Annotated in this window: 23 protein-coding genes and 1 tRNA gene; 9 read left to right on the plus strand and 15 right to left on the minus strand. The window is 61.6% G+C overall.

The window, feature by feature from the left end:
- Positions 1-30 precede the first annotated feature (30 nt).
- The 5 genes from ACO07N_RS11080 to ACO07N_RS11100 form a co-directional block, all read right to left on the minus strand.
- Entirely contained in the window at positions 31-459 is a 429-nt protein-coding gene (locus ACO07N_RS11080; RefSeq protein WP_421981069.1) for an FKBP-type peptidyl-prolyl cis-trans isomerase, read from the minus strand.
- Between the two features lie 175 nt (positions 460-634).
- Positions 635-1,801, minus strand: coding sequence for a matrixin family metalloprotease (locus ACO07N_RS11085; protein ID WP_421981070.1), 1,167 nt, complete (start codon positions 1,799-1,801; stop codon positions 635-637).
- 220 nt (positions 1,802-2,021) lie between these two features.
- Positions 2,022-3,044, minus strand: a complete 1,023-nt coding sequence (locus tag ACO07N_RS11090; RefSeq protein WP_421984416.1) for a substrate-binding domain-containing protein — start codon at positions 3,042-3,044, stop codon at positions 2,022-2,024.
- Positions 3,045-3,099: 55 nt separating this feature from the next.
- Entirely contained in the window at positions 3,100-4,116 is a 1,017-nt protein-coding gene (locus ACO07N_RS11095; RefSeq protein ID WP_319385436.1) for an ABC transporter permease, read from the minus strand.
- A gap of 10 nt (positions 4,117-4,126) precedes the next feature.
- A complete protein-coding gene (locus tag ACO07N_RS11100) occupies positions 4,127-5,644 on the minus strand; it encodes a sugar ABC transporter ATP-binding protein (RefSeq protein ID WP_421981071.1) in 1,518 nt (505 codons plus the stop codon).
- A gap of 134 nt (positions 5,645-5,778) precedes the next feature.
- On the opposite strand from ACO07N_RS11100, the gene mtnK reads away from it, so the two are divergent.
- Genes mtnK through ACO07N_RS11120 form a run of 4 tightly spaced genes read left to right on the plus strand, consistent with a single transcriptional unit; the run spans position 5,779 to position 9,806 of the window.
- Complete coding sequence (gene mtnK, locus ACO07N_RS11105) at positions 5,779-7,041, plus strand: S-methyl-5-thioribose kinase (RefSeq protein WP_421981072.1); 1,263 nt, start codon at positions 5,779-5,781, stop codon at positions 7,039-7,041.
- Complete coding sequence (gene mtnA / locus ACO07N_RS11110; RefSeq protein WP_421981073.1) at positions 7,038-8,147, plus strand: S-methyl-5-thioribose-1-phosphate isomerase; 1,110 nt, start codon at positions 7,038-7,040, stop codon at positions 8,145-8,147. The genes mtnK and mtnA overlap by 4 nt, the downstream gene beginning before the upstream one ends.
- Complete coding sequence (locus ACO07N_RS11115; RefSeq protein ID WP_421981074.1) at positions 8,144-9,148, plus strand: sugar-binding transcriptional regulator; 1,005 nt, start codon at positions 8,144-8,146, stop codon at positions 9,146-9,148. Before mtnA ends, ACO07N_RS11115 begins: the two co-directional genes overlap by 4 nt.
- Positions 9,141-9,806 carry a class II aldolase/adducin family protein gene (locus ACO07N_RS11120; protein ID WP_421981075.1) on the plus strand — a complete coding sequence of 222 codons (666 nt, stop codon included), beginning with the start codon at positions 9,141-9,143 and terminating at the stop codon, positions 9,804-9,806. The genes ACO07N_RS11115 and ACO07N_RS11120 overlap by 8 nt, the downstream gene beginning before the upstream one ends.
- A gap of 24 nt (positions 9,807-9,830) precedes the next feature.
- Here ACO07N_RS11120 and ACO07N_RS11125 read toward each other — a convergent pair whose 3' ends face one another.
- The 6 genes from ACO07N_RS11125 to aroA form a co-directional block, all read right to left on the minus strand.
- Entirely contained in the window at positions 9,831-10,490 is a 660-nt protein-coding gene (locus tag ACO07N_RS11125) for a DMT family transporter (RefSeq protein ID WP_421981076.1), read from the minus strand.
- A 15-nt stretch (positions 10,491-10,505) separates the two neighbouring features.
- Positions 10,506-10,685 carry a hypothetical protein gene (locus ACO07N_RS11130; protein WP_421981077.1) on the minus strand — a complete coding sequence of 60 codons (180 nt, stop codon included), beginning with the start codon at positions 10,683-10,685 and terminating at the stop codon, positions 10,506-10,508.
- Between the two features lie 111 nt (positions 10,686-10,796).
- Positions 10,797-11,849 (minus strand): DUF3616 domain-containing protein, encoded by a 1,053-nt coding sequence (locus tag ACO07N_RS11135; protein WP_421981078.1) that lies wholly within the window; start codon positions 11,847-11,849, stop codon positions 10,797-10,799.
- Between the two features lie 182 nt (positions 11,850-12,031).
- A complete protein-coding gene (gene rpsA / locus ACO07N_RS11140; protein ID WP_421981079.1) occupies positions 12,032-13,729 on the minus strand; it encodes a 30S ribosomal protein S1 in 1,698 nt (565 codons plus the stop codon).
- 265 nt (positions 13,730-13,994) lie between these two features.
- Complete coding sequence (gene cmk, locus ACO07N_RS11145) at positions 13,995-14,630, minus strand: (d)CMP kinase (RefSeq protein ID WP_421981080.1); 636 nt, start codon at positions 14,628-14,630, stop codon at positions 13,995-13,997.
- Positions 14,627-15,982: a 3-phosphoshikimate 1-carboxyvinyltransferase gene (aroA, locus tag ACO07N_RS11150; protein ID WP_421981081.1), complete on the minus strand. Its 1,356-nt coding sequence runs from the start codon at positions 15,980-15,982 to the stop codon at positions 14,627-14,629. The genes cmk and aroA overlap by 4 nt, the downstream gene beginning before the upstream one ends.
- A gap of 347 nt (positions 15,983-16,329) precedes the next feature.
- Between aroA and ACO07N_RS11155 the strand changes: the two genes are divergently transcribed.
- The 4 genes from ACO07N_RS11155 (at position 16,330) to ACO07N_RS11170 (ending at position 19,644) form a co-directional block, all read left to right on the plus strand.
- Entirely contained in the window at positions 16,330-16,719 is a 390-nt protein-coding gene (locus tag ACO07N_RS11155) for a TIGR02300 family protein (protein WP_421981082.1), read from the plus strand.
- A 152-nt stretch (positions 16,720-16,871) separates the two neighbouring features.
- A tRNA-Ala gene (locus tag ACO07N_RS11160) sits at positions 16,872-16,947 on the plus strand.
- A 275-nt stretch (positions 16,948-17,222) separates the two neighbouring features.
- A complete protein-coding gene (locus ACO07N_RS11165; RefSeq protein ID WP_421981083.1) occupies positions 17,223-18,539 on the plus strand; it encodes a B12-binding domain-containing radical SAM protein in 1,317 nt (438 codons plus the stop codon).
- Between the two features lie 160 nt (positions 18,540-18,699).
- A complete protein-coding gene (locus ACO07N_RS11170; RefSeq protein ID WP_421981084.1) occupies positions 18,700-19,644 on the plus strand; it encodes a hypothetical protein in 945 nt (314 codons plus the stop codon).
- Here the strand turns inward: ACO07N_RS11170 and ACO07N_RS11175 are convergent.
- From ACO07N_RS11175 to ACO07N_RS11185, 3 genes are all read right to left on the minus strand, one after another.
- Positions 19,621-20,424, minus strand: a complete 804-nt coding sequence (locus tag ACO07N_RS11175) for a class I SAM-dependent methyltransferase (protein ID WP_421981085.1) — start codon at positions 20,422-20,424, stop codon at positions 19,621-19,623. The genes ACO07N_RS11170 and ACO07N_RS11175 overlap by 24 nt on opposite strands.
- Positions 20,425-20,431: 7 nt before the next feature.
- Entirely contained in the window at positions 20,432-21,097 is a 666-nt protein-coding gene (locus ACO07N_RS11180; RefSeq protein WP_421981086.1) for a phytanoyl-CoA dioxygenase family protein, read from the minus strand.
- Positions 21,098-21,279: 182 nt separating this feature from the next.
- Entirely contained in the window at positions 21,280-22,182 is a 903-nt protein-coding gene (locus ACO07N_RS11185; RefSeq protein WP_421981087.1) for a LysR substrate-binding domain-containing protein, read from the minus strand.
- Positions 22,183-22,328: 146 nt separating this feature from the next.
- On the opposite strand from ACO07N_RS11185, the gene ACO07N_RS11190 reads away from it, so the two are divergent.
- Complete coding sequence (locus tag ACO07N_RS11190) at positions 22,329-23,288, plus strand: hypothetical protein (protein ID WP_421981088.1); 960 nt, start codon at positions 22,329-22,331, stop codon at positions 23,286-23,288.
- Positions 23,289-23,502: 214 nt separating this feature from the next.
- On the opposite strand, the gene ACO07N_RS11195 is transcribed toward ACO07N_RS11190, so the two are convergent.
- Complete coding sequence (locus ACO07N_RS11195; RefSeq protein WP_421981089.1) at positions 23,503-24,906, minus strand: amidase; 1,404 nt, start codon at positions 24,904-24,906, stop codon at positions 23,503-23,505.
- Positions 24,907-24,957 lie beyond the last annotated feature (51 nt).

Below are 24,957 nucleotides of genomic sequence, written 5' to 3' on the forward strand. Positions count from 1 at the left end.
TCCTTGCAGAATTTCTCCATGACACTGCCGCTATTTGATCCCGGCCAGCGTGATTGCAAATGTCAGCGCCTTGCCTGCGAGCGGATGGTTGGCGTCGAGCACGACTTCCTCATCGGAAAACTCGACGACCGTGACCGCCATGGTTTGTCCGGTCTCGGTCTGGGCCTGCAGCTGCAGACCTATTTCGAGCGGCACGCTGGGCGGGATATGGGCACGCGGCACGGTTTGCCGGGCCTCCGGGTTCACCGCTCCATAGGCCTCTTCGGCCTCGACCCGCACGGTCTTTTCGTCACCGATCTTCATGCCCGGGATCGCCTTGTCGAGACCGGGGATGATCTGGCCGGAGCCAACGGTGAATTCCAGCGGTTCGCGGCCTTCGGAACTGTCGAAGACGGAACCGTCATCCAGTGTGCCCTTGTAGTGAAGTTGAACCGTGTCACCGGCCTTGGCTTCGCTCATGTTGCCTGTCGCAATTCTGTCTGGAGGTGAATCTGGAGGCCGCGCGGAAAGCGCAGCTGCTCGTTGAAAGCTGAAGCGTAAAGCAAGGCGGTGAAATGTAAAGCTCGCAAGATTTACGTAAAACCGGTGTCCTCTGCCTGCCGCGCCTGGCGACGCGGCAGGAAACGGGCTTCGCTCACCACATCATGACAGCGGTCTCGCCTTCGGCCCAGTTGTAGTAGAGCCTGATCCGGAGCTTGTACTTGCGGTTCTTGACCAGGCGGACCGTGAAGCGCGCATTGCGGTTGAAGCCGCTGTCGTCGTCGCCTTCAACGAACACGGGTTCGCCGTCAATGTCCTCGAACAGCACCATGACCGTGTCGGATCGCCCGAATGTCGAGAAAGTGTATTCCCTGGAATGGCCGGGAATGACGGCGAAGTCCTTTTGATCGCCGGGTGCCAGCGCGAGCCGCTCGGACTGGAACGGCTTGAGTTGCGGCAGGACCGTCGAGCCGCCCTGGGAAGGATAGAACCGCCGGGCAACGTCCTTGTCTTTTTCGGAGAGGCCGGGAGCCGGTCTGAGCCCGGTGCGGAATCGCGCCGGCTGATCGATCAGTCCGGCCGAAAACGAATAATGCATGATCGAATCCGGATCCCAGTCCGAACCGTCGACGGAAGAGGGATCCAGCGTGTTCAGAATATTGTGGTCGGTTCTGGACCTGTCCCAGGGCGGGTTCTGCGTCCTGCGGAAATGCTCATAAACGGCCTCCCTGTTCCACACGAGACCGGTATTGGGGTTTTGGTGTTCGTGCTTAAACCCCAGCGCGTGACCGATTTCATGGATGGCGGTGTCGAGGCCGTTTGGGCCGGACTGGGTAATGTCCCAGCCGAAATTCATGGTCCTCTCCGTCTGGCCGACCCTCAGGGCCACCGTACCGACATAGGACCACGAACCGTTGTTGCGCAGAAAACCGATCCTGAGTTCGGCGTCTTCGATATCGCTCACTTCCGTGAATGTGAGACCGATCCCGACATCCTTCCAGATCTGGAAGGCCTGCCTGACGACGTCCTGCTCGTCACGCGGGCCGCCGAACCGTCCGTCCTTGAAAAGGTAGTAGTGAATGTTGGTTCCGTTCACCCACTTGTCGCCGGTCGACAGGATTGCGTTTTCCCGTTCGGGCGAAATTCCGGCAGCGAACTCCCGCTTCGGAAGGACCGGGAGCGAGCATGCCAGGGCAGTACCTTCTCCACCTTCTGCGTCCTGCTCCAGTCCGTAGGAGGTCATGTCCAGGCGGTCTTCCAGTTCCTCGATGCGGTCTTCGAGGTCGGCGATCCGGGATTTGGATGTCTTGCGCGTTGCCATTCCGAGTCTCCTTGTTTCCAGGGACTACGAAACTGTTGACTTGCAGTTTTGTAGTAAAATAAATCAGTTCTTGAAATAAATCTAAGATAGCGCAAGAAATCAATTTCGTAAACACGCATAACGTGTGGGCAGGTTGTAACTGAATCTCAAGAAAATTAGAGTCCGCAAAAAGCAAAACCCGGCCGTTCGGCCGGGTTTATTTTGTTGGATGTTTCAAAGCTTAGCGCTTCGGCAGCGGGATCCACTCTGCGACGGAAACGTCGGCATGCTGGAACTGCGGCATTTTCTCGCCGAGATCCTCCATGTTGCGCACGTCCTGCTCATTGAGGAAGGACTGGGTGATCAGCGTCGGCGGGACGATGACCTGTTTGCCGGGGTCCTCGCCGGCAAGCATCAGGGCAAGCGTACGGACGCTGACTTCGCCGACAACGGCCGGGTTCGTTGCAACTGTTGCGGCCCAGGCGGAATCCGGTTCGCGCATGGCGGAGATGTCCGCCGTCGAAACGTCTGCCGAATAGATCTTGATGTCCTGGCTCAGACCCGCCTCGTCGACGGCGATCTTGACCCCCTTGGCGAATTCGTCATAGGGCGCGAACACCACGTTGATGGTCGGGTTGGCCTGAAGAACGGAGCGCGCCTGGTTGGCCACCGAGTTGGCAATCGGGTTGTCCAAGGTTCCGAACATCGCCGCTTCCTTGATACCCGGATTGGCTTCCTTCACTTCCTTCCAGGCCTTGTCCCGGCGGTCCAGCGGAGCGATCCCGGGAACGTAGACATATCCGGCCGTAAAGGAGTTGCCGTTGTCCTTGATCGCCTGGTCGAGAGCCATTTTCCCGAGCAGGTAATCCGATTGTTCGACCTGCGGGATTGCGTCGTTTTCAACGTTCACGTCAAAGGCGACGACCTTGATGCCCGCGTCGACCGCGCGCTGCGCCGCCGGCTTCATGGATTCTGTCAGACCGTGCTGGATGACGATGCCGTCAACGCCGAGCGCGATTGCCTGGTCGACCATGTCGGCCTGCAGGGCCGCGTCCTGCCGGCTGTCGAAAACGCGGAGATCGACACCGAGCGCTTCCGCCTGGCTTTCGACACCGGCCAGATAGGACTGGAAGAAGTCGCCGGTCGACAGGTAGCGGACGAGCGCGATCTTGACCTCTTCCGGCTTGTCGAACGGGGCGGGCATGTCCGCGGCAAAAGCAGTGCATCCGCTGAGGCCGATGCCGGCCGCGAGGGTCAGTTTCATGAATTCACGTCTGAGCATATTGTTTCCTCCCAATATGAACGGCGCCTTGCTGGCGTCACGCTGTTCTCCTGCCGCCACGCCGTGACGACAGGTAGAATGTGAAAACGAGGGCTGCGACCAGAACGGCTCCCTTGACGAAATCCTGCATGTAGTAGGGAGCGTTCATCATCGTCAGGCCCTGAAGCAGGATCCCGACAAAGAGGGCGCCGGCCGCGGTGCCGAATGCATTCGGCCGCGCGGCGCCCAATACGGCGAACCCGATCAGCGCCGCGGCGACGCTGTCGAGCAGGAGATTGTTTCCCGAGGCGATATCGCCGCGCCCGAGCCGCGCGGCAAGCAGGATGCCGCCGACCGAGGCGAGCATGCCGGAAATCATGTAGGCAACGACTTTGTAGCGGTGAACGTTGGTTCCGACCAGTCCGGCAGCACGCTCGTTGGAACCGATCGCGTACATCAGTCTCCCGTGCCGTGTATATCCGAGGAACAGCCAGATCAGTACGGCAATCAGGAGGAACACGACGACGGGGACGGGCACAAGCCGGTCGAGAAAGAGGTCGAAGCGGTGGCGGCCGAGCCACAGGAACGCGGCCGAAAAGGTACCTTCGGCAACCGACCCGTCGGCGAGGCTCATGCCGGTGGCGATGGAATTGCCCTGCGTCGGGATGCGCTGCAGGCCGATCAGGAGAAACATCATGCCGAGCGTTGCCAGCAGGTCCGGGACGCGCATCTTGACGATCAGCAAGCCGTTGACGAGGCCGACCAGCGCGCCCATGAGCAGGCAAAGCGCGACGGCGACAAAGGCGGACTGTTCGAGGATGACCATCGTGTAGGCCGACAGCATCAGCGCGGACGTCGCGACCGACCCGATGGAAAGATCGAACCCGCCGACGACGAGCGTACAGGTGACGCCAAGGGCGAGAATACCGGTAATGGCGACGGACTGCAGGATGAACACGGCGGAGCGGGGGCTGGCGAAGCCGCTGGCATAAAGGGAAAAGAAAACGGCGAGCCCGCCCAGAAGGATCAGGAAGCCGTATCGGATTGCAAAATCGAGTGCGTCGTTGTTGTTCATCTGTCGAGTGTCATCCTGCAAGGGCCAGTCGTTCACCGGGGCCGGACACATCCGCAACCAGGCTGTTCAGATCAATGTCCCTGTTCACGTATTCTCCGGCGATCGCCGCCTCGTTCAGCACGATGATGCGGTCCGCGATTTCAAGGGCTTCGTCGATCTCCGCGACGAACACCAGCGTGGTGCGGCCCTTCGCCGTCTGGCGGATGTAATGGCCGATGTCGCGCCGCGCACCGATATCGACACCCTGGAAGGGCTCGTCGAGCAGAAGGATCCGCGAGGCCTTGAGCAGCCAGCGGCCGATCATGACTTTCTGCTGATTGCCGCCGGACAGCGTGTTGATGTCATCGGAATTGGACTGGCAGACGACACCGATCTTGTCGATCATCCCGTCCGTGGCGCTACGCTGCATCCTGTCGTGCAGGAAGGAAAACCCGCTGAACGCGCCGAGAAACGGCAGCGTCATGTTGTTGGCGATGTCGAAATCGGGCACGACCGCGTTCACGCTCCGGTCCTTGGGTGACATGAAGACGCCCTTTTGGACAGCGTCGCCGGCCCCCCTGGGACGATAGTCTTCACCGTCCAGAAAGAGCCGCCCCGCGTGCGGTTCGGCAAGCCCGTAGATGATCTCCGCGAGCCGTGTCTTGCCGGACCCGAGCAGGCCGGTAAAGGCGACGACTTCGCCTTCCCGCGCCTCGAAGCCGATGTCCTTGCTGTCTTCGAACAGCTTCAGGCCCTCGACGCGCAGCACGGGTTCGCCGCCAGCGACCGGGTCGATGTCGACCTCTGTCATCTGGTGTCCGAGCATGGCGTTGACCGCACCGACATAGTCGAGCGGTTCGGTCTCGAAGAGGCCCGAGATCGCACCGTCGCGCATGGAAACGATCCGGTCGGCAACGCGCCGGATGTCCGACATGCGGTGGGAAATATAGAGGATCGCGACCCCTTCGTCGCGCAGCCTGTCAATCAGCGCGAACAGCCGTTCGGCTTCCGACGACGACAGGGAGGAGGTGGGCTCATCCAGGATCAGCAGTTTGGGCGAACGCGCCATGGCGCGCGCAATCGCGATCATCTGGCGGTCGGCGACATCCAGATCGGCAACGCGCATGCGCACGTCCATGGTCAGGCCCATGCTTTCTGCAACGGCGCGAGCCTGCCTGCGCAGTTTTGCGTCATTGACGAAAAATCCGACCCCGGGCTCAGTGAGCCGGTCAAGGGTGAGGTTGGTTGCGACATCCAGATCCGGGATCACGCCATCGTCGATGGACTGGTGCACCGTCACGACACCCTTGGCTATGGCGTCGGCCGCATCCAGCGGGGAAAAGGCAGCGCCGGCCAGTTCTATCTCACCGGCATCGGCGAAGTGATAGCCGCACAGCACCTTCACAAGCGTCGACTTGCCGGCGCCGTTGGCGCCCATCAAGGCCGTGACTTCCCCGGATCGCAGCTCCAGATCAATGCCCTTGAGAACGTGGTTCTGCCCGAAGGACTTTTCCAGACCGCGGAGTTTCAGGGTGACGTTTCTCACCATTCCTCCCAATTTTTGACGAGCTCCTCTCCCGCTGCGCAAAGTTACAGCACGCAATATAGTCATTTGTCAACCAAGTTGACTTTTGAACAATCTTGATCATTATCAGGGCGAAATAGGGAGGAAGAAGCGCAGTCATGGATACGCCTGAGCAGTATCGGCCGTTGACGCCGGAGGACCTCGGAACGCGTCTTGCCTCGATCGGGGCGGTGGCAGAAAGGGTGGGAAGCGACCCGGCCGCCTGGGAGGTGAAGGAAGTCGGCGACGGCAATCTGAACCTTGTCTTCATTGTGGAAGGACCGGCCGGCGCCGTGGTCGTCAAGCAGGCGTTGCCCTATGTCCGGCTCGTCGGCGACAGCTGGCCCTTGCCGCTTTATCGCGCCTTTTTCGAGAACCACGCACTGGTCAGGCAGGCATCAAGAGATCCGGGCTCGGTGCCGGAGGTTTTCCATTTCGATGAGACGCAGGCGCTGATCGTCATGGAGTTCCTGGCGCCGCACAAGATCCTGCGCCGGAAGCTGATCGACGGTGAAAGGGTCGAGGGGCTCGGCGACTTCCTCGGCCGGTTCTGCGCGCGCACCGCGTTCCGTGGCTCAGAACTGTCCATGAAAAGCGCCGACAAGAAAAACGATGTCGGTCTGTTCGCGGGCAATATCGAGATCCCGGCGATTACCGAGGCGCTGGTATTCACCGATCCCTACTATGAAGCGGAGATGAACCACCATACGGACGGCCTGGATCCGGTCGTCAGGGACCTGCGTTCGGACGCGCGCCTGAAGGCCAGGGTCCAGCGGCTCATGATGAAATTCGCCTCCAACACCGAAACGATGGTGCATGGCGATCTGCACAGCGGATCGATCATGTCGACGGAAGACGAAAGCCGCGTGATCGATCCCGAATTCGTCCAGTACGGCCCGATGGGTTTCGATCTCGGCATGCTGCTCGCGAATTTTCTCATGGCCTATTTCAGCCAGCCGGCCCACCGGCAGGACGCTGATCTGGAGACCTATCAGGAATGGCTGCTTTCGGTGATCACGGAGACGGTCGCCGCTTTCGAGGACGAATTCAGGCACCTGTGGGCGACGGAGCGCACCGGCATGCTCTACCCGCAGACGCTGTTCGAGGGGCAGGGACATGCTTCGGATGAGGTCTGCGCGGAATTGCTCGAAGAAATCCGCGTCGATGCGCTCGGCTTCTGCGGCATTGAAATGCACCGCCGCACGCTCTCGCTGGCACATAACGCCGATTTCGAGGAAATCGAAGACAAGGCGCTGAAGGCAGCGCTGGAAGCACGCAATCTCCGCATGGGTGCAGAGCTGATCCTGAATGCCGGGACCATCGGCACGATGGAAGACCTCTTGTCGCTGGCGCGCAACTACAACGGAAGGGACATCCTATGAAGGTCGACGGAACCCATTACCGGTCGCTCTGGTGGGACGAGGGCAAGGACGCGCTGCAGATCATCGACCAGCGCTGGCTGCCGCATGAATTTCGGATCCAGCAGGTCGATACGCTCCAGGATTTCGCCGACGCGATCGTTGAAATGCGGGTTCGCGGCGCGCCCCTGATTGGAGCGACCGCCGCCTACGGCATGGCGCTCGCCGCCAGACTTGACCCTTCCGACGCAAATCTCGACACGGCCTGGGCGTTTCTGGACAAGACACGTCCGACGGCGATCAACCTGCGCTGGGCGCTCAACCGGTGCCGGGCGCATCTGAAGCCATTGCCGGAGGCTGAGCGAGCGGCAGCGGCGCTCAAACTCGCGCATGAGATTTCCGATGAGGACGTCGACATAAACCACCGCATCGGACAGAACGGGCTGGAGATCATTCGCAGGATCGCGGCGGGCAAGAAGGATGGCGAACCGGTCAACATCCTCACGCATTGCAATGCCGGGTGGATCGCCACTGTGGACTGGGGCACCGCCACCAGTCCGATGTATCAGGCCTTCAACGAGAACATCCCGATCCATATCTGGGTCGACGAGACCCGTCCGCGCAACCAAGGCGCCCTGACGTCCTGGGAGCTTGGCAGTCACGGCATTCCGCATACCTACATCACCGACAATGCCGGCGGCCACCTGATGCAGCACGGCATGGTCGATCTCGTTATCACCGGCACCGACCGCACGACTCGCCGGGGCGATGTCTGCAACAAGATCGGCACCTATCTGAAGGCACTCGCCGCCAGGGCGAACAATGTTCCCTTCTACGTCGCGCTGCCGTCTCCGACCATCGACTGGAGCGTCGATGACGGCGTTGCCGAAATCCCGATCGAGGAGCGGCTTGAACGCGAAGTGACCCATGTTCAGGGCCTGAGTGACGAAGGTCAGATCGCGCAGGTCCAGGTGACCCCGCACGGTACGCCCGGCGGCAACCCGGCCTTTGACGTGACCCCGAACCATCTGGTCACGGGCCTCATCACCGAGCGCGGCGTCTGCGAGGCGAGCGCGGAAGGCCTCGCGGGCCTGTTCCCGGATCTGGCGGCGGTTGCCAAGAGCGCATGAGACCCGCCTCGTCCAGGTCCCGGCCGTCGGAGCCCAGAAACGGCGCGCGCCCGCGCACCCAGGAGGACGCGATCGTCGAGGTCACCTGGTGCTATTACCAGGACGGGATGAACCAGAACGAGATCGCCGAACGGCTCGGGATCTCCCGCGCCACCGTGGTCAATTACCTGGCGGAGGCGCGCAAGAGGGACTATGTCCGCATCTCGCTAGACAGCGATGTCTTCCGGAACCAGGAGCTCGCCCGCCGGATCGTCGACCGTTTCAGCTTGAGCGATGCGGTGGTCATCCCGTCCTCTCCAGACGGACCGGAACGCTCCCTGGACCGGGTGACCCGCGTGGTTGCGGACTGGCTGCCCGGCTTGCTCGAACCCGGCGACCGGCTTGGTGTCGCCTGGGGGGAGACCGTCTACCGGGTCGCGGAGGCCGCGCCGAGGGTCGACCTTGAAGATCTCACCGTCGTTCAACTGGTGGGATCGCGCCCCGCCGCACTCGGTTTTGCCGCTGAAACCTGTTCGGCGACGCTGGCACGGCGCTATGGCGCGCATTGTGTGAACCTTCACGTCCCGCTGGTCCTGTCGGACAGGGAACTGGTTGAACGTCTCAAACAGGAGCCGGTCATCGAGGCGCAGTTGGAGGCCGTCGCCAATTGCAACAAGACGATCTTTGCCTGCGGCACCTGCGGCGAGGACAGCCACGTGGTGCACACCGGTCTCCTGGAAAAGGCGGATATCGACGCCTGCGCCGCCAAGGGGGCCATCGGGGTCATTTGCGGCCGGCTGATCGATCAGGATGGCCAGGGCCTCGACAGGGATATTGAGGACCGCATGATTGCCGTGACGCTTCAGCAGATGCGCAACAAGGACATGGGGTTGCTGGTGGGCTCGGGCCCCGATCGGGCCGCCCCGATGCTTGCAGCCATTCGCGGCGGATATGCAACCCACGTTGCGACATGTTCCGAAACCGCTGCCGACCTTCTCAAATTATCGGAAGACCATGCTTAAGCCACCTTACAAGGACACCGCCAAACTCCGTCAGGCGATCATCGAAACCTGCCGGGACATGAACCGGCGCGGGATCAACCAGGGCACGTCCGGCAACGTCTCGGCCCGGGCTGGGAAGAGGATGATCATTACGCCTTCCGGCGTCCCATACGACCGGATGACACCCGATATGCTGGTCTCCGTTCCCCTGAAGGGAAAGGGCAAGCAGAAGGGCGACTATCCCCCCTCGACCGAGTGGCAGTTTCACCAGGCGCTGCTCCGGGAAAAGGAAGACATGCATGCCGTCGTTCATGCCCACCCCGTGCATTGCACGGCGCTCTCGATCAACCGCGTCGAAATTCCCGCCTGTCACTACATGGTCGCGATCTTCGGGGGAAACACCGTGCCGCTCGCGGATTATGCCCTCTTCGGCAGCCAGGATCTGGCGGATCACGTCACCGGGGCGATGGCGGAGCGGTCCGGTTGCCTGATGGCCAACCATGGTGCTGTCGTCACCGGCGAAACGCTTGAAAAAGCGCTCTGGCGGATGGAGGAACTGGAGGTTCTGGCGCGCGCCTACATCGTCAGCCAGACGGTCGGCAAACCGCATATCCTGTCGAAGGGCGAAATCGACGAAGTCCTCGGCGCTGTCGCCAATTACGGCATCAAGTCGTCCTGATCTTCAGCGCCAGCCGCTGCATGATCACGCTGAACGCCGGAGCGCCAGGGATCCGAGACCCGAGGCGGCAATCAGAAACAGTCCGGCAAAGGCTGTTGTATCAGGCCAGTCGCCGAATACGACAACGCCAAGCACGGTCGCGGAAATGAGCTGCGTATAGACCAGCGGGGCGACGAGACTGGCATCTGCCGTCCGGTTGGCAATCACCAGAAGATAATTGCCTGCCGCTGAAGTCAGCGCACTCGCGATGATCAGGACCCAGACGCCGGCTTCGTTGACGGGAAGCGGCGAAGACAGGCCGAAGGGCGTCAGCAGCACCGTGCCGATCAGGAGCTGCGACATGAGCAGCCGGGTTGGCCGCATGGCCCCGGCAAGCAGCTTGGTCATGAACAGGTAGCAGCCGTAGAACGTTCCGGCGAGCAGGGCGAACAGCGTGCCCGCCGTCATGCCGAATCCGGGTTTGACCACCAGCAGAACGCCCAGAAACCCGATGACAAGGAGCACTGTATGCGCGGCCGACGGCCGCTCCTTCAGGAAGACGACGGCGAGGATATAGGAAATGATCGGTCCGATGAAAAAGGCACCAAACACGTTGGCGATCGGCTCGGTTTCCAGCGCCGTCAGAATGGAGCTGATCCCGCCCGCGATGAACACGGCCCTGAGGATCACCCGCCAGTCCTTCATCGGGCCAAGTTCGCGTCACTGCATCCGGGCAAGCGGCCACAGGACGAGCGCCGCGATCAAAAAGCGCGTCCAGGCGACAATGAAGGGATCCACACCGCTCTGCGTGAGCAGCTTGCCGCAGGTATCGCCGGTCACCACCAGCGTCACGGCAAGAAAGACGATGCCGGCGAGGCGGCACAGATCGAGGGCTGACATGTTGGAAATCCAGAAGCGGCAGACGTGAATGTCCCACGATCATTCCGGACTGCTGCATCGGACGCAAGCCTTGTAAACCTTTCTTCGGTTCGCTTGCGGCCTGGCGCGGTCTTACTTGCCGACGAGAAACGCCACCGGCGCGCCGTTCTTCTCGCCGTCGAACAGAACCAGCACCCTGTAGGCAGTAGCGGTTTCCTCCAGAACCAGCAACGTCTCGGCGCTCGCATTCAAGTCGACACCGGGCAGCGCGCCGAGTGGCTTGGCGGCATCGCCTGATACGCCGCTCCAGAACCAGAGCGACGGCGCCGGCGAGGGCGGCTTGCGTTTTTCGCCGCAGGTGAAATCCTCGGAGCCGCGGCGGTCGTCGCTCCGGCCTGCCAGAATGAGAAGGCCATCCTTAACCCGGGTCAGGTCACGGATGCCGACATTGTCGCCAAGCGCGACCTTGTCGGTCGTGGATGGAGGCGGCGTCTCCTGGAAGAGGTCTCCGGTCGAGACCCGCAGGATAAGCGCATGACCGGCAAGGCAGGGGCTTCTGAGACCGAACAGCATGTCGCCGTTCATCTCGGAAATCCCCTCGATGGTGACACCGTTCCGGTCCAGCGTCTGATCGGCAAACGGCGCGAGATCCGGTTTGGACTTGATCGTCTCGGTGAGCAGCGTTGTGCGCTCGACGTCCGGTGAGACCTTCTTGTCGTTGAACTTGAAAGCCGGTTTGCCGGAACCTGTCTCGACCGGAAATCGGAACAGCGTATACCGGGACGGCTGGAAGTCGCCGCTCCTGGACAACCCGTGCGAACCGGTGACATAAAAGTGGGAGGGTGCATCTTCGTTGCCGGATGGCACGAACACCACGCCTTCAGCGTCGATCTCGTCCATCTTCCTGCCGTCGATCTTTTTCGGCAGCAGCCGGATCACGCCTTTCTTGTCCGGATCGAGCCTGTTTTTCCCGATCCTGAAAAACTGCGCGTAGTTCTTCTCGTCATTCGCCGCAAGGCACCACCCGCCGTCCGGAGCGCAATCGGCACCGCTGATCGACTCGCGCGCGGCCGCACTCTTCTCGAAATCCGGTTTGACCTTCCATTTGGCCTTCAGCCGTTCAATCTCCGCCAGGGCAGGCGAAGCCAAAAAGGGTGCGAGGAGAAGGACGAGAAACAAGCGCATCGGTGACCCCCGTGCAGAACCAACTTGTGCCCGGCTATCAGGGCACATTCGCGTGTCCATGTCCACGATGGGAAACCTGCCGGCAGCGGCGCTTCGTGTCCCTGTGTGCCGGCCAACAAAAAAGCCCGGCATGACTGCCGGGCTTTTCATTTCCGTTCCCGATCTGCCGGGACACGAAAACCTTAGTCGTCGGACTGCTGCTTGAGGGCAGCACCCAGGATGTCGCCGAGAGACGCACCGCTGTCGGAAGAGCCGTACTGTGCGACAGCTTCCTTTTCTTCGGCAATCTCGAGCGCCTTGATCGACACGGTGACCCGGCGGGTCTTCTTGTCGAACTGGGTGATGCGCGCGTCGAACTTGTCGCCCACGGAGTATTTCTCCGGACGCTGCTCTTCGCGGTCACGGGAAAGGTCCGCACGGCGGATGAACGCAGTCAGGTCGCTGTCTGCGATCTTGACGTCCAGGCCGCTGTCCTTGATCTCGGTGACTTCACAGGTGACGACGGAGTTCTTGCGCAGTTCGCCGGCTGCGCCCGATTCCATCGGATCGCCGGTGAGCTGCTTGATGCCGAGAGAGATGCGCTCTTTCTCGACGTCCACGTCGAGGACGATGGCCTTGACCATGTCGCCCTTCTTGTACTCCTCGATGACCTGCTCGCCCGGACGGTTCCAGTCGAGGTCGGAAAGGTGCACCATGCCGTCCACGTCGCCGTCGAGGCCGATGAACAGGCCGAACTCGGTCTTGTTCTTGACTTCGCCTTCGACGTTGGCACCGATCGGGAACTGTTCCGCAAACGCATCCCACGGGTTCTGCAGGGTCTGCTTCAGGCCGAGAGAAATGCGGCGCTTGACCGGGTCGACTTCCAGGATCATCACTTCGACTTCCTGGGAAGTGGAAACGATCTTGCCCGGATGGACGTTCTTCTTGGTCCAGGACATTTCCGAAACGTGGATCAGGCCTTCGATGCCCGGCTCCAGCTCTACGAATGCACCGTAGTCGGTGATGTTGGTCACGCGGCCGTTGAACTTGGCTTCCAGCGGGTACTTGGCTTCGATACCGTCCCACGGATCGGTTTCAAGCTGCTTCATGCCAAGGCTGATGCGGTGCGTGTCCTGGTTGACGCGGATGATCTGCACCTTGACCGTCTGGCCGATGGTGAGAACTTCAGACGGGTGGTTGATGCGGCGCCACGCGATGTCGGTGACGTGCAGCAGGCCATCGATGCCGCCGAGGTCGACGAACGCACCGTAGTCGGTGATGTTCTTGACCACGCCTTCCACGGTATGTCCTTCTTCCAGGCTCTGAACCAGTTCCGAACGCTGTTCGGCACGGGTTTCTTCCAGAACGACACGGCGGGACACGACGATGTTGCCGCGGCGCTTGTCCATTTTCAGGATCTGGAAAGGCTGAGGCGTGTGCATCAGCGGGGTCACGTCGCGAACCGGACGGATGTCGACCTGCGAACGCGGCAGGAAGGCAACGGCGCCGTCCAGATCGACGGTGAAGCCGCCCTTGACCTGGTTGAAGATCTGGCCGTTGACTTTCTCGTTTGCTTCGAACGCGACTTCCAGGCGAACCCAGCTTTCTTCGCGGCGTGCTTTTTCGCGCGACAGAACAGCTTCGCCGAGAGCGTTTTCAACACGCTCGAGGTAAACTTCAACTTCGTCGCCGACACCCATTTCGCCATCGCGGCCTTTGGCGCCGAATTCCTTCAGCGGCACGCGGCCTTCAACCTTCAGGCCGACGTCGATGACGGCAAGGTCTTTTTCGATTGCAACGACGGTGCCTTTGACGACGGCACCTTCATAGAGGTCGTTCTGGACGAAGGACTCTTCGAGAAGAGCTGCAAAATCCTCGGTAGAGGGATTGAAATCGGTCATTTATACTCCTGAGCGCCTGTTGGCGCGCCGCCGGCGGGTTGGTGTTGCACTCCGGATTGCCTGTCTCCCGGGATCGCGATCTTCGCTGATCCTTCCGCTTCGAAAGCGGGCCGGCGGAGGCGGCAGACGGAAAATCCGGTCTCGCCACAGGACACGTTCCGAAGCGCGTCCTGCCGAAATTCAATTGTCGTTCATAAGAACCTGCGGCCTTCAAGGCCGGATGTGTTCCGGATGCACGGAAAGGGGCGCACCTGAAAGTGAACCCCTAAGTCCTGGGACCATCCTTGGCGCTCGAAATGATATCCACAGCCGCCTGGAACGCGGTTTCTATATCCATTTCTGTCGTATCAAGCAAGACCGCATCTTCAGCTTGTTTCATCGGGGCGACGGTTCTCTGGCTGTCGCGCTCGTCCCGGCGCTTGAGATCATCGAGAACGGACGCGTAATTTGCGTCCTTTCCCTTGGAGATCATTTCATCTGTGCGCCGCCGGGCGCGCGCTTCCGGAGACGCGGTGACGAACAGCTTGACCGTGGCATCCGGGCAGACCACCGTGCCGATGTCGCGCCCGTCCAGAACGGCACCGGGAGGCGTTTCGGCGAACCGGCGCTGAAGTTCGACAAGCTCCTTGCGGAGCCCGCCCAGAACCGCGATGCGCGAAGCCGCCTCGCCGATTTCATGCGCGGACAGAACCGTCTTGTCCATCTGCGCCAGATCGAGGTTCTGCGCGATCTCAATGGCAACGCCTTCGTCTCCGAGCGGCAGCCCCTTGGCAAGAAGCGCAGCCGACACCGCCCGGTAGGTCAGGCCGGTATCGAGATGCCTCAGGCCGAAATGATCGGCGAGCCTGCGCGCAAGCGTTCCCTTTCCGGAGGCCGCAGGACCGTCAATCGCGATAATCATGCCGCCTCGCTGGCTTTCTCGGAGAACTTGGCCCCGAGGGTTTCGAAGAGAGACGTGAAGGTCGGGAAGCTGGTCGCGATGACCGCACCATCATCGACGGTCACGGCCTTGTCCGACGCCATACCGAGCACGAGAAAGGCCATGGCGATGCGATGATCCAGATGGGTCGTGACGGTGCCGCCGCCGATCGTGTTGGCACCGCCGGTCACGGTCAGCGTGTCTTCCGTCTCCAGGCAGGGAATGCCGTTGGCTTCCAGGCCGCGCGCAACGGCGGCAAGCCGGTCGGACTCTTTCACGCGCAGCTCGTCGAGCCCCGGCATGAATGTCTCGCCGGAGGCAAACGCTGCGGCGATTGCCAGCACCGGATACTCGTCGATCATGGACGGTGCGCGGTCCGCCGGCACGGTGATGCCCTTCAGCTGGCTTGCCTTCACCCGCAGATCACCGACGTCTTCACCGCCTGTTTCCCGCCGGTTGACGATCTCGATGTCGCCACCCATTTCGATTAGCGTCGTGATCAGGCCGGTGCGGTGCTCGTTCAAAAGCACATTCTCGATGGTGATGTCGGACCCCGGGACGATCAGCGCGGCAACGAGCGGAAAACCCGCCGAGGACGGATCGCCCGGCACGTCGATGTCCTGCGGTTTCAGTTCGGGCTGTCCCGTCAGCTTGATGACCCGCTCGCCGTTTTCGTTCAGCGTGACGGAAATTTCCGCGCCGAAGCCCTTGAGCATTTTCTCGGTGTGATCGCGTGTCGGGATCGGCTCGATCACGGTCGTCTCTCCGGGGGCGTTGAGGCCTGCCAGAAGCACGGCCGATTTGACCTGCGCGGACGGCATCGGCACCCGGTAGGTGATCGGCAGGGCGGTTTCCGCGCCCCGGATGGACGCGGGCAGGCGGTCGCCGTCGCGGGCGATCACATTGGTCCCCATTTCGCGTAGGGGATCGAGCACGCGGCCCATCGGGCGTTTGGAAAGCGACGCATCGCCGACGAAGGTCGCCGCGATATTGTGACTTCCGAAGATGCCCATGGTCAGGCGGACGCCGGTGCCGGCATTGCCGAAATCGATCACGCCCTCCGGCTCCAGCAGGCTGCCGAGACCGATCCCGTCGACCGTGTAGGAGCCGTCGTCCTGTTTTATGATGGTCGCGCCGACCGCGCGCATCGCGTCGGCTGTCGCCAGGACATCTTCGGACTCCAGCAGGCCCTTCACGGTGGTGCGCCCGACGGCGAGTGCACCGAACATCATGGACCTGTGAGAAATGGACTTGTCGCCGGGCACGCGGATCGTGCCGGTCAGCGGGCTGCCCTTGCTCGCGGTAAGAGGCGTGGGCGCGGTATCATGTGACATTTTCAATGTCCGGAACTTGAGAGGTTTCGAAAAGGTGACACGTCCTATCATGCGGATGCGGCCCCGTCATCACCCGGTTTTTCCACGCGGCTCCGTAAGGCGCCGGCTTGCCGCCCTGGCCGGGCGCTTGCGTCCGCCCGGTCTTAGGAAATCGTAAAGCGTCCGGGGTCCATATAGTGCGATTTGTTGGCGAGAACTTTCCGGCGCGCTTGAAATTTGGTTCGCAACATGCAGAAGAATGGGGCGAACGGTTTTTTTGTCCGATTTGTCTTTGACAGCAGCTGAGCTTGACGCTATGGGGCGGCCCACCGACAAGTCAGCCAGATAACAAACGAAGGGTGAGCACAGTGGCAAAACCTGAACTTGGTACAAAACGGCTTTGCCCGAGCTGCGGCGCCAAATACTACGATCTGAACCGGGATCCGATCACGTGCCCGAAATGCGGCACGATCTTCGAGACCGTGATGACGGCACGCGCGGCCAAGGCGGCCAAGGTCGAAGAGAAGCCGGAAGAGGAAGAAGAAGAAGAGGACGCGGCAGCTCCGGAAGTCGTGAGCCTCGAGGAAGCTGACGCGGAAGCGGAAGGCTCCGATGATGTGCCGGATATCGACGGCGACGATGACGTCGAGATCGATAACGACGAATCCGACGACGACGTTTTCCTGGAGGATGAAGACGAAGACGAGGATTCCGTACCCGGTATCCGCGTCGAGATCGAAGACGATACCGACCAGTAATCCTCTTGCCGGGCCGCCCTTCCGGGCGGCCTTTCCATGGTTGTTCACGGCAGGATAATTCTTCGAAATTTCTGCTTGATCTTGGGGGGCGGTGTGACTATGTTCCGCCTCCATCGACGCCGGGGACCTAGACCGGCACCAAGATGCGATACGGGGCCATAGCTCAGCTGGGAGAGCGCTTCGCTGGCAGCGAAGAGGTCAGGGGTTCGAGCCCCCTTGGCTCCACCATCTTTCTTCTCACCTATATTGTGCACCGATCCGGCACGGGCTGCTTGAACGCCCGCATACGGCGGATTCCTGCATGTGCCTTGTTCGGCAATGCGTCCGGAAGAAAAGGCAGGGTTTACCGTGCCTTCGATTTGCAATCCAGGGTAAGTGCCTTGCGCACACTGATTTATCTGTGCGCGGACTGCCGCAGCAAAACACTTGACTTAACGTAAGCTCGCAGCGCCAAATGAAACGCAGGTTCCAGACATCCTTTTCTGAATCTGGAGGTCTTTGGCATGGTTCGCGCATTGTTGGTTTTGCCTCCGCTGCCGCAACCGATGAACACGCCCTATCTCGGCCAGCAGTATGTCGCCGCGGCGCTGCTTTCGGCCGGACATGCTGTGCGCTGCCTGGACCTTGCCAATGTCCCGGCACCGGTGGCCCGGACGCGGCTTGCTGAGGAGGTCCGCCGTTTTTGTCCCGATCTCATCGGCATGACGCTCTTCACCTACAACGCCCTGGCCGGATACCGGCTCGCCGACATGCTATCGGATGGCGATGCCCTTCTGATCGCGGGTGGACCGCACCCGACCGTGTTGCCAGAGGAGCCCTTGTCACACGGCTTCGATCTGTCACTCAGCGGCGAAGGCGAGCATGCAATCCTGGCTGTGGCCGAGGCGCTTGAAACCGGTGGCAGCTTCGACACCATTCCGGGCCTGCACGCACGGACCGGGCACGGTCCGCCCCATGGCACGATCGAGGATCTCGACGCGTTGCCCTTTCCCCACGTTGCCGCCGGAACCACGGACGAGGATGCCGTCGCAGGCGGTATCGTCACCAGCCGGGGATGCCCGGCGCGCTGCACCTTCTGTGCAAACTATGTTACGGGCCGCGCCTATCGCTGGCGCAGCCCGGAAAACGTTGTCGCCGAACTGCTGACGCTGCGCCGCAAGTTCGGTCTCGCCCACGTGCCGTTCTGGGATGATGCCTTTACCGCCCGCCGCCCACGGCTCGAGGCCCTGTGTGACGCCATCCTGGCGGAACCGGACCTGGCGGGCATGACCTGGACCTGCATCACGCCGGGAAACATGGTGCTTCCAAAGGATCTGGAGCGCATGCGCCGCGCGGGATGCGTGGCGATCAATTTCGGCATTGAAAGCGGCGACAGGAGTATTCTGCGCGCCATCAGGAAGGGGCAGACGCCCGAGCGCGTCATCGCAGCGGTCCAGGCCGCCAAGGCGGCGGGGATGACCACGATCGTGAACTTCATGTTCGGCTTTCCGGACGAGGGACCGGAGGAACTTGCCAATACCCGGGCCCTGATGGCGCAGCTGGCACCCATGACCGATTTCTTCAACAATTTCGGTGTGCTTGTGCCGTTTCCCGGCACGGCGATCTACGACCGGTATCACCTCGAGTACGGATTTACCGACTGGTGGCTTGATCCTGCCCGGATCCCGGCAGCGCCGGGAACGGATCTTGGATGTGATCCTGCGCTCGAAAGGAACTTCTTCAACTATGAGCCACAGCTGAAGGCCGAGATCGCCGATCTGGTTCGCTGGAAGGCCCGGCACAATGCCACCTGGGAGAGCCGGAACGTCAAAAGCGGTTAGAGATTTTTTTAAGGAGGCTTGAACAATGATTTCCAGTTTGCGTCATACCAGAATTTCAAAACATGCTGCGGAATTTGCGGGTCAGACCGCGAAATCGGTGGCCAAACACGCCACCCGTCAAGCCGACAATGTTTCGAACGCCGCCAGGAAAGTATCCGATATGGCAACGGATGTTGCCCAGAAGACATCCGGCGCCGCGCAAAAAACCGCGAACCAAGCTGCCGGGATCGGGGCGAAAGCCGCGAATACGGCAGGGCAGGGCGCCGCGCATGCCGCAAAGGTGCTGAACGAAGGCGTCGGCAACGCCGCCGGAAATCTTGCGAAAATCGGCAACGCCGGCGCCAGTGCCACCCAGGCACAGGCGACGTTGATGGTCGAACAGATGTATTCCATCGCGTCCGGCTCATCGGGAGGCGGCGGCGCGGCGCCGACCGCATCCTTCACTTCCGCCGACCAGGCGGCCGTGATCGACGCGATCAAGCCCGCGGTCAAACAGGCGGTCGACATGTGGAAGATCAGCGCACATTTCTCCGACCTCACGATCATGGCCGTGAGCGCGGTTGGCGCTCCGGGCTGCCTCGACGGTCCGGAGCTTGAATCCCATATCCGCATCCATCCGAAGGTCCAGTCGCTGTCCGGTCTTGCACGGGACATGGCCAACGGGATCGCCGAAGGCTTCTCGGACAATTTTTTTCTGTGGCAAAACGCGGTCACCGTCCCTGGCTTGCCGTGGTATCCGGCCTTTGCCGCTTTCCCGGGACCGATCGCCCCACCCATGCCGAATGTTCCAATGCCGCTGATCAGTTGCGTATCCGCCCGGGCCTCAAAGATCATGGTGCACTCGGAAATCGCCGATGCGATCACCCAGGCGCTGCCTGCTCCCTTGAGCGGGGAAACGGCTTTCATCAACCGCGTCGCGACGGGGCTGGCTCTTGCAGCGTCGACATGGCTCGGTTCAGCACAGGTGATGAACGTCCTCGGCCACGGGCAAGTTCCCTCCTTCGCGCCTCCCTATGTGCCGGTCGGCCCGGTGGTCGGGGGTACGATCATTGCGGCTCCAGGCCATCTGATGACGGCACCATCATTGAACCCGATCATCGTGTAGCCGGGTGCCGGCGCAAAGGGCCCACGTTTCCCAGCGCCAGGAGGACATGTCCAGATCTTCCGCTATCCGGGCAAGAAGCGCCGGCCGGTCCTCCGGCCGGACTTGTCCAAGCAGCGTGTCGTTCACCGGGGGCAGCGCCATCCAGTCGAGATAGGCCTGCTGCGTCAGCCTGAGCCGTGTATCCGACCGCGCCATGGAGAAGCCGTTTTCCCGGAATGCCTGCGCCAGGCTCGTATCGCTGAGGGGCGCCATTTCGGCGCCGGGTGGGTTTCCAAGATCAAGCTCGGCCAGCGCGGCTGGCAGGGCGGTGAGATGGGGATCCGTGCCGCCGCCCGGCTCATCGGCTTCGCCCAGATAGGCGGCGGGAAGCGAGACCGCGAGGGTGCCTCCCGGCGCAACAAGGTTCGACATCCCGCCGATCACCTCGCTCACCGGGCCGAGCGCCCAGATCGCGGCGCCGCAGATCACCCGGTCGAACTGCTGCCCTTCAGGCGGCGCGGAGCGCCAGGCGATCCGCCGGCCCCGCGTGCGGCGTTCGCCTTCCTGCCGCATGGCGCCGGACGCCTCCACAGCCACGAGCACGTCACCTTCTCCCAGCCGTTCCAGGCAGGCCAGAGCGGTACAGCCGATCCCCGCGGCGACATCGAGTACCCGGTGCCCGGGCCCGATTGCCGCGGCCTCGACCAGCGCCCTTGCCGCCGCCCCGTAGCGGTCGTGACGGTCGGTGAAAAGGCGGTAGCGTTCCGCGGTCACGGGATGGTTCCAGAGGAAAAGGCTCATCCGGGTGTCACCGCCGATCCGGGGCGAAGCGAAAGTCTATCGACAACCTCGGGCGGTCGGCGCTGCGATTGGGCAGGCTCCTGTGAGGGGTCAGGCCCGAAAACAGCAGAACATCGCCCGGGGCGCAGGGGACAGCTTGCCAATTGAACGGCATATCTGCGCTCAGTCCGGTTTCATCGTGCGGCTGGAGTTCCGTTTCCCGCTCGGCGACCTGAAGGGCCCCAAGCCGCCGCGGGCAATTGACGAGCGGAACCCAGGCAATCCACAAACCTGGCGTGTGGCAGTACCAGGCATCCTGATGCGCGGCCGTGCCGCATGGTTCACCGGGAAAGGTTATCCGGCAGACATCGGCCTTCAGCGGCTTCAGGCGTTGGCCACTGGCGCGATCGAGCACGTCTTGCAGGTCCGGGTCCGAGCGCAGGTCATCGACTTCCCGAAGCGCCAGCACATCGGCGAGAAAGGAGACATAGTCGGGATCGTCGATCTCCAGCCTCCTGCCACGCATGTGCGGCGTGGCCTGCCCATCCGTGTCGAGCCAGCCGCGAGCCGTTGCCGCGTCCCGAACCCGCGCCGCAAGCGATCTCACAAGACCCCGGTCAAGCACACGCCGCAACAGTCGCGGACGTTTGCAATCCGCTCCGGGGTTTGTTTCGAATGTCCGTGCCAGGGTCATCGGGAGCCCAAGACGTCATGAGGCATTGCGATATTCCTTGATGCCCGCGACGCCATGTCCAGCCGCCTGCCAACATGTCAAAGCGGGGCCACCTGCGTCAGCCGGACGATAACTCACTTTCGCTTGCCGACAAATGTTGCCGGTATCCGGTGCGGCAAACGGGTTGAAACCGCGGGTGTTGTTCAGGCGAGTTCGTCTGAAAGCCATTCCAGCAGTTTGTCGGTGTCCGGATGCAATCCGCGCGCGGTGCCGCGATAGACGGAAATCTCCGTCGGACGCGAAACAAACTCCTCGCAGGGTCTGACAAGCTTTTGTTCCTCGATCATGATCTGTGTGGTTCGCCTCCACCCGAGCGCAATGCCTTGCCCGGCGACTGCTGCCTGAAGGGCAAGCGGATAGCTGTCAAAATGAAGCAGACGAGGCCGCCTGGGCGCCGTTGTTGCCACGGCGCTGAACCAGTCGGACCAGTCCATCCAGTCTTGCGGTACCACCCGGTGTGCCAGCAGCGGGTAAGACCCGAGTTCGCCCGGTTTCAGTTTGCGGTCAGGCTCTTCCAGCAGGGAAGGCGCGCATACCGGGAAAATGTCATCCGATGCGGTAAAGGCCAGTTTCGCCGCGCCGGAAGGACGCCCTGATGTTTGCATGGCAGCATCAAAGTGTTCCTTTGCTTCGGTGATCGGGTTCAACGAACTGACAATGCGCAGCTCAACACCCGGGTGGCGTTCCTGAAAGCCGGCAAGCCTTGGCATCAGCCAGTAGAAGGCTTCACAAAGCTGGCAATGCAGGACCAGTTCTTCAGGCCGTCCAAAGCCCTGAAGCAGGGCCATTTCCTCGGCGATGTCGGAAAGCGCCGTTCCGACGACCTGGCCAAGACGGCGCCCCTCGCTTGTGAGAAAAACAGCGCGGTTCCGGCGATCGAACAGCACGACACCGAGTTCTCGTTCCAGCAGTGCGATCTGCTTGCTGACGGCTGTCTGGGTCATGCCGAGTTCTTCGGCCGCGCGGGAGAAGCTTTCGTGCCGCGCAGCGGCTTCGAATGGTTTGAGGCGCGAGAGTGACGGCAGCGGTCGCGGCTTGATTTTCATAACTTCAGCTCATGTAAAAACAAGTAAAATTCGCTTTTTTGATAGCTTAAAACATGATTTTTCAACGCGCAAAGGCAGTTTATCAAGCGCCGCCGCAGTCTGAAAAGTCTTGCTCGAATGGCGCTGCAGCCCAACAGGAGTTGCGTGTGGCAACGGTTTCAAAACTTGGACTGGCGTTTTGTCTGGTCTTCGTGACGCTGGAAGCGTTTCAGGCTGTTTATCTCGGGTCCGTCTTCCAGAAGGCGGATTCGTTTTTGGTCGGTGCTTGCGTGTTCGGCGTCTCGGTTTCAGCCTGCACCTTGATCACGGCCTTGTTTCGCCCGGGAGAACTCCGCGCGTCGCTGGTCTCATGGAGAATAGTCGCTGCCCTCAACGTCTTCGCTGCGACAACCTGGTGTACCTATTTTCTGGCAATTCAGCTGATCGAGCCGGCCATTGTCTTCACGGTCTTTTCGGGCATGGTTCCACTCGGGACCGTCGTCGCGGGCTGGTGCCGCTTGCCCGAAGCCGGAACCATGCGTCACAAGCCGGATATCATCGGAAACGCTCTGATCTTCCTTGCCGTGCTGCTTCTGGGAGCGATAACGGTTTTCGGCTATTCGGGGTTTGTCCGGGGAAGCTGGCTGTCGGGTGTCGCCGGTGTGGTTCTCTCCGCGGTCTCGGGTCTGTCTACCGCGTTTGTCATTCTTCTTTCAGTGCGGCTGCACGGGAAAGGTGTTGGTCCGCTGGCACAGTTCGGCCTGCGCTTCATTCTCTACACCTGCCTTGCGCTCGCCGCATACGCGACAGGACTGGATGACAAGGGCAACCCCATGTCACCTGCTGACCTTGCAACATTGGTTTTGGTTGGGCTGGGTGTGATCGCGTTTCCGCTCTATCTCGTTCAAAAGGCAATCCCACTGTTGCAGCCCTCCATCATAGCGGCCATGACCGCCCTGGGTCCGGTGATGGTGTTTTCGATGCAGTTGCTGGAAGGACGCGTCGACTATTCCGCAGCAACATTGACCGGACTGCTCGTTTACATGACCGGAGCGCTCCTGGCTGTTTACGGGTCAATATTGCAATCCACTCACACGCGCGCGGAATGTTCGCGAGCCGTGACATAGGGTACGGACCCATAAATGAAGTCCATTTGGCGGCAGAAATGGGTCGGTACCCTAGTCACCTGAATCTGAAGTTCGACTCATTTTGCAGCAGGCTTCGAACGAACTTCAGGTTCAAGAAGGTGACTAGCAAGTCTATGTTTCTAGTGCGGTTTACGAATTTGAAGTTCGCTTCGGAGACTGCTGCAGCAATGATGCGAACTTCAAATTCACCGCACTAGCTTCCGCCAGCCATCCCCTCAATCGCTGCCATGAACGACAGCACTTTTGCGTCCTGGCCGCGCGCACCGACGATCTGCAGGCCGACGGGCAGACCGGCTTCGGTCTTGCCGCAGGGAACAACGCCCGCGGGCTGCTGCGTCAGGTTGATCGGGAAGCTGAAGCTCGCCCATTCCGTCCAGCGCTGCAGGCCGGACCCGGCCGGGACTTCCAGTCCGGCCTCGAAAGCCGGAACCGTGACGGCAGGCGACAGGATGAAATCAAGGTCGGCAAGCGCCATGTCCATCCGTGCACCGAACTCGGCACGCTCGACCTGCGCGGCGACCAGTGTCCTCACGTCATAGCCGCCGCCCGTTCCGGCAATCTCCCGAAGGCCCGGATCGATCTTTTCCCGCTCCGCGGGTCCATACGGCGCCAGACGCGCGGCAGCGCCCGAAAACCAGTGTTTGTGGAACGTTTCGAGCAGGTCGTCTGCGGGAAGGTCGAAAGGCTCGATGACAGCGCCTGCCGCTTCCAGCCGTTGCATCTGGGCCTCGACAAGCGCGGCGACTTCGGCGTCGACCTTGCCCGCAGGCGGAACCGTCCAGTAACCGATGCGGCTGCCCCTGATGGCAGTGGCCGGATCGTCAAGCGGGGCGAGTTGACCTTCGCCCTGGTTCCAGTCGCGCCGGTCCCGTCCGCTCATCGCTTTCAGCATGGCGGCCGTATCGCGCGCATTGCGGCACATCGGACCGATATGGGCCACGGTTCCGAAGGGGCTCGCCGGATAGGCCGGCACGCGCGAGAAGGTCGGCTTGAGACCGGTGATGCCGCAGAAGGAGGACGGGATGCGGATCGATCCGCCGCCGTCCGTGCCCAGGTGAAAGACGCCGGCGCCGAGCGCTGCGGCAATGGCGGCGCCTCCGGAAGAGCCGCCGGGGGTCATGGCCGGATCGTGCGGATTGCGTGTGACCCCGAAGGCATTGCTGTCCGTGACCGCCTTCCAGCCGAATTCGGGCGTCGTTGTCTGCCCGAGAAAGACGATGCCGGCCGCGCGCATCAGCTGTACGCTCGGCGCGTCTTCCGGCTGGGGCGTATCGCTGGTGACAAGACTGCCGAAGCGGGTGGGCCAGCCTTTCACCCAGACGATATCCTTGAGGGTCGCCGGGATGCCGTCGACTGCCGACAAGGGGGTTCCCTCAACCCATCGGGCCTCTGATGCCCTCGCCGCCTCGATCGCGCCCTCGTGATCCAGGAACGTGAAGGCGTTGAAAACGGGATCGATCTCTTCGGCCCGCGCAAGGCACGCCTTTGTCACGTCAACGGGAGAGAGGGTGCCCGCGCGATAGGCACTTGCAAGCTCGTCTGCGCTCATCCGGCAAAGCGGGTCCGCCTGATCCAAACTGTGATACCCGTCGCTCATCCGCCATCACCTTCGCTGTTCGATTCACGCTGATGGTAGTCCTTTTCAGGG

The sequence above is a fragment of the Roseibium sp. genome, from assembly GCF_965229775.1.
Lineage (GTDB): Bacteria > Pseudomonadota > Alphaproteobacteria > Rhizobiales > Stappiaceae > Roseibium.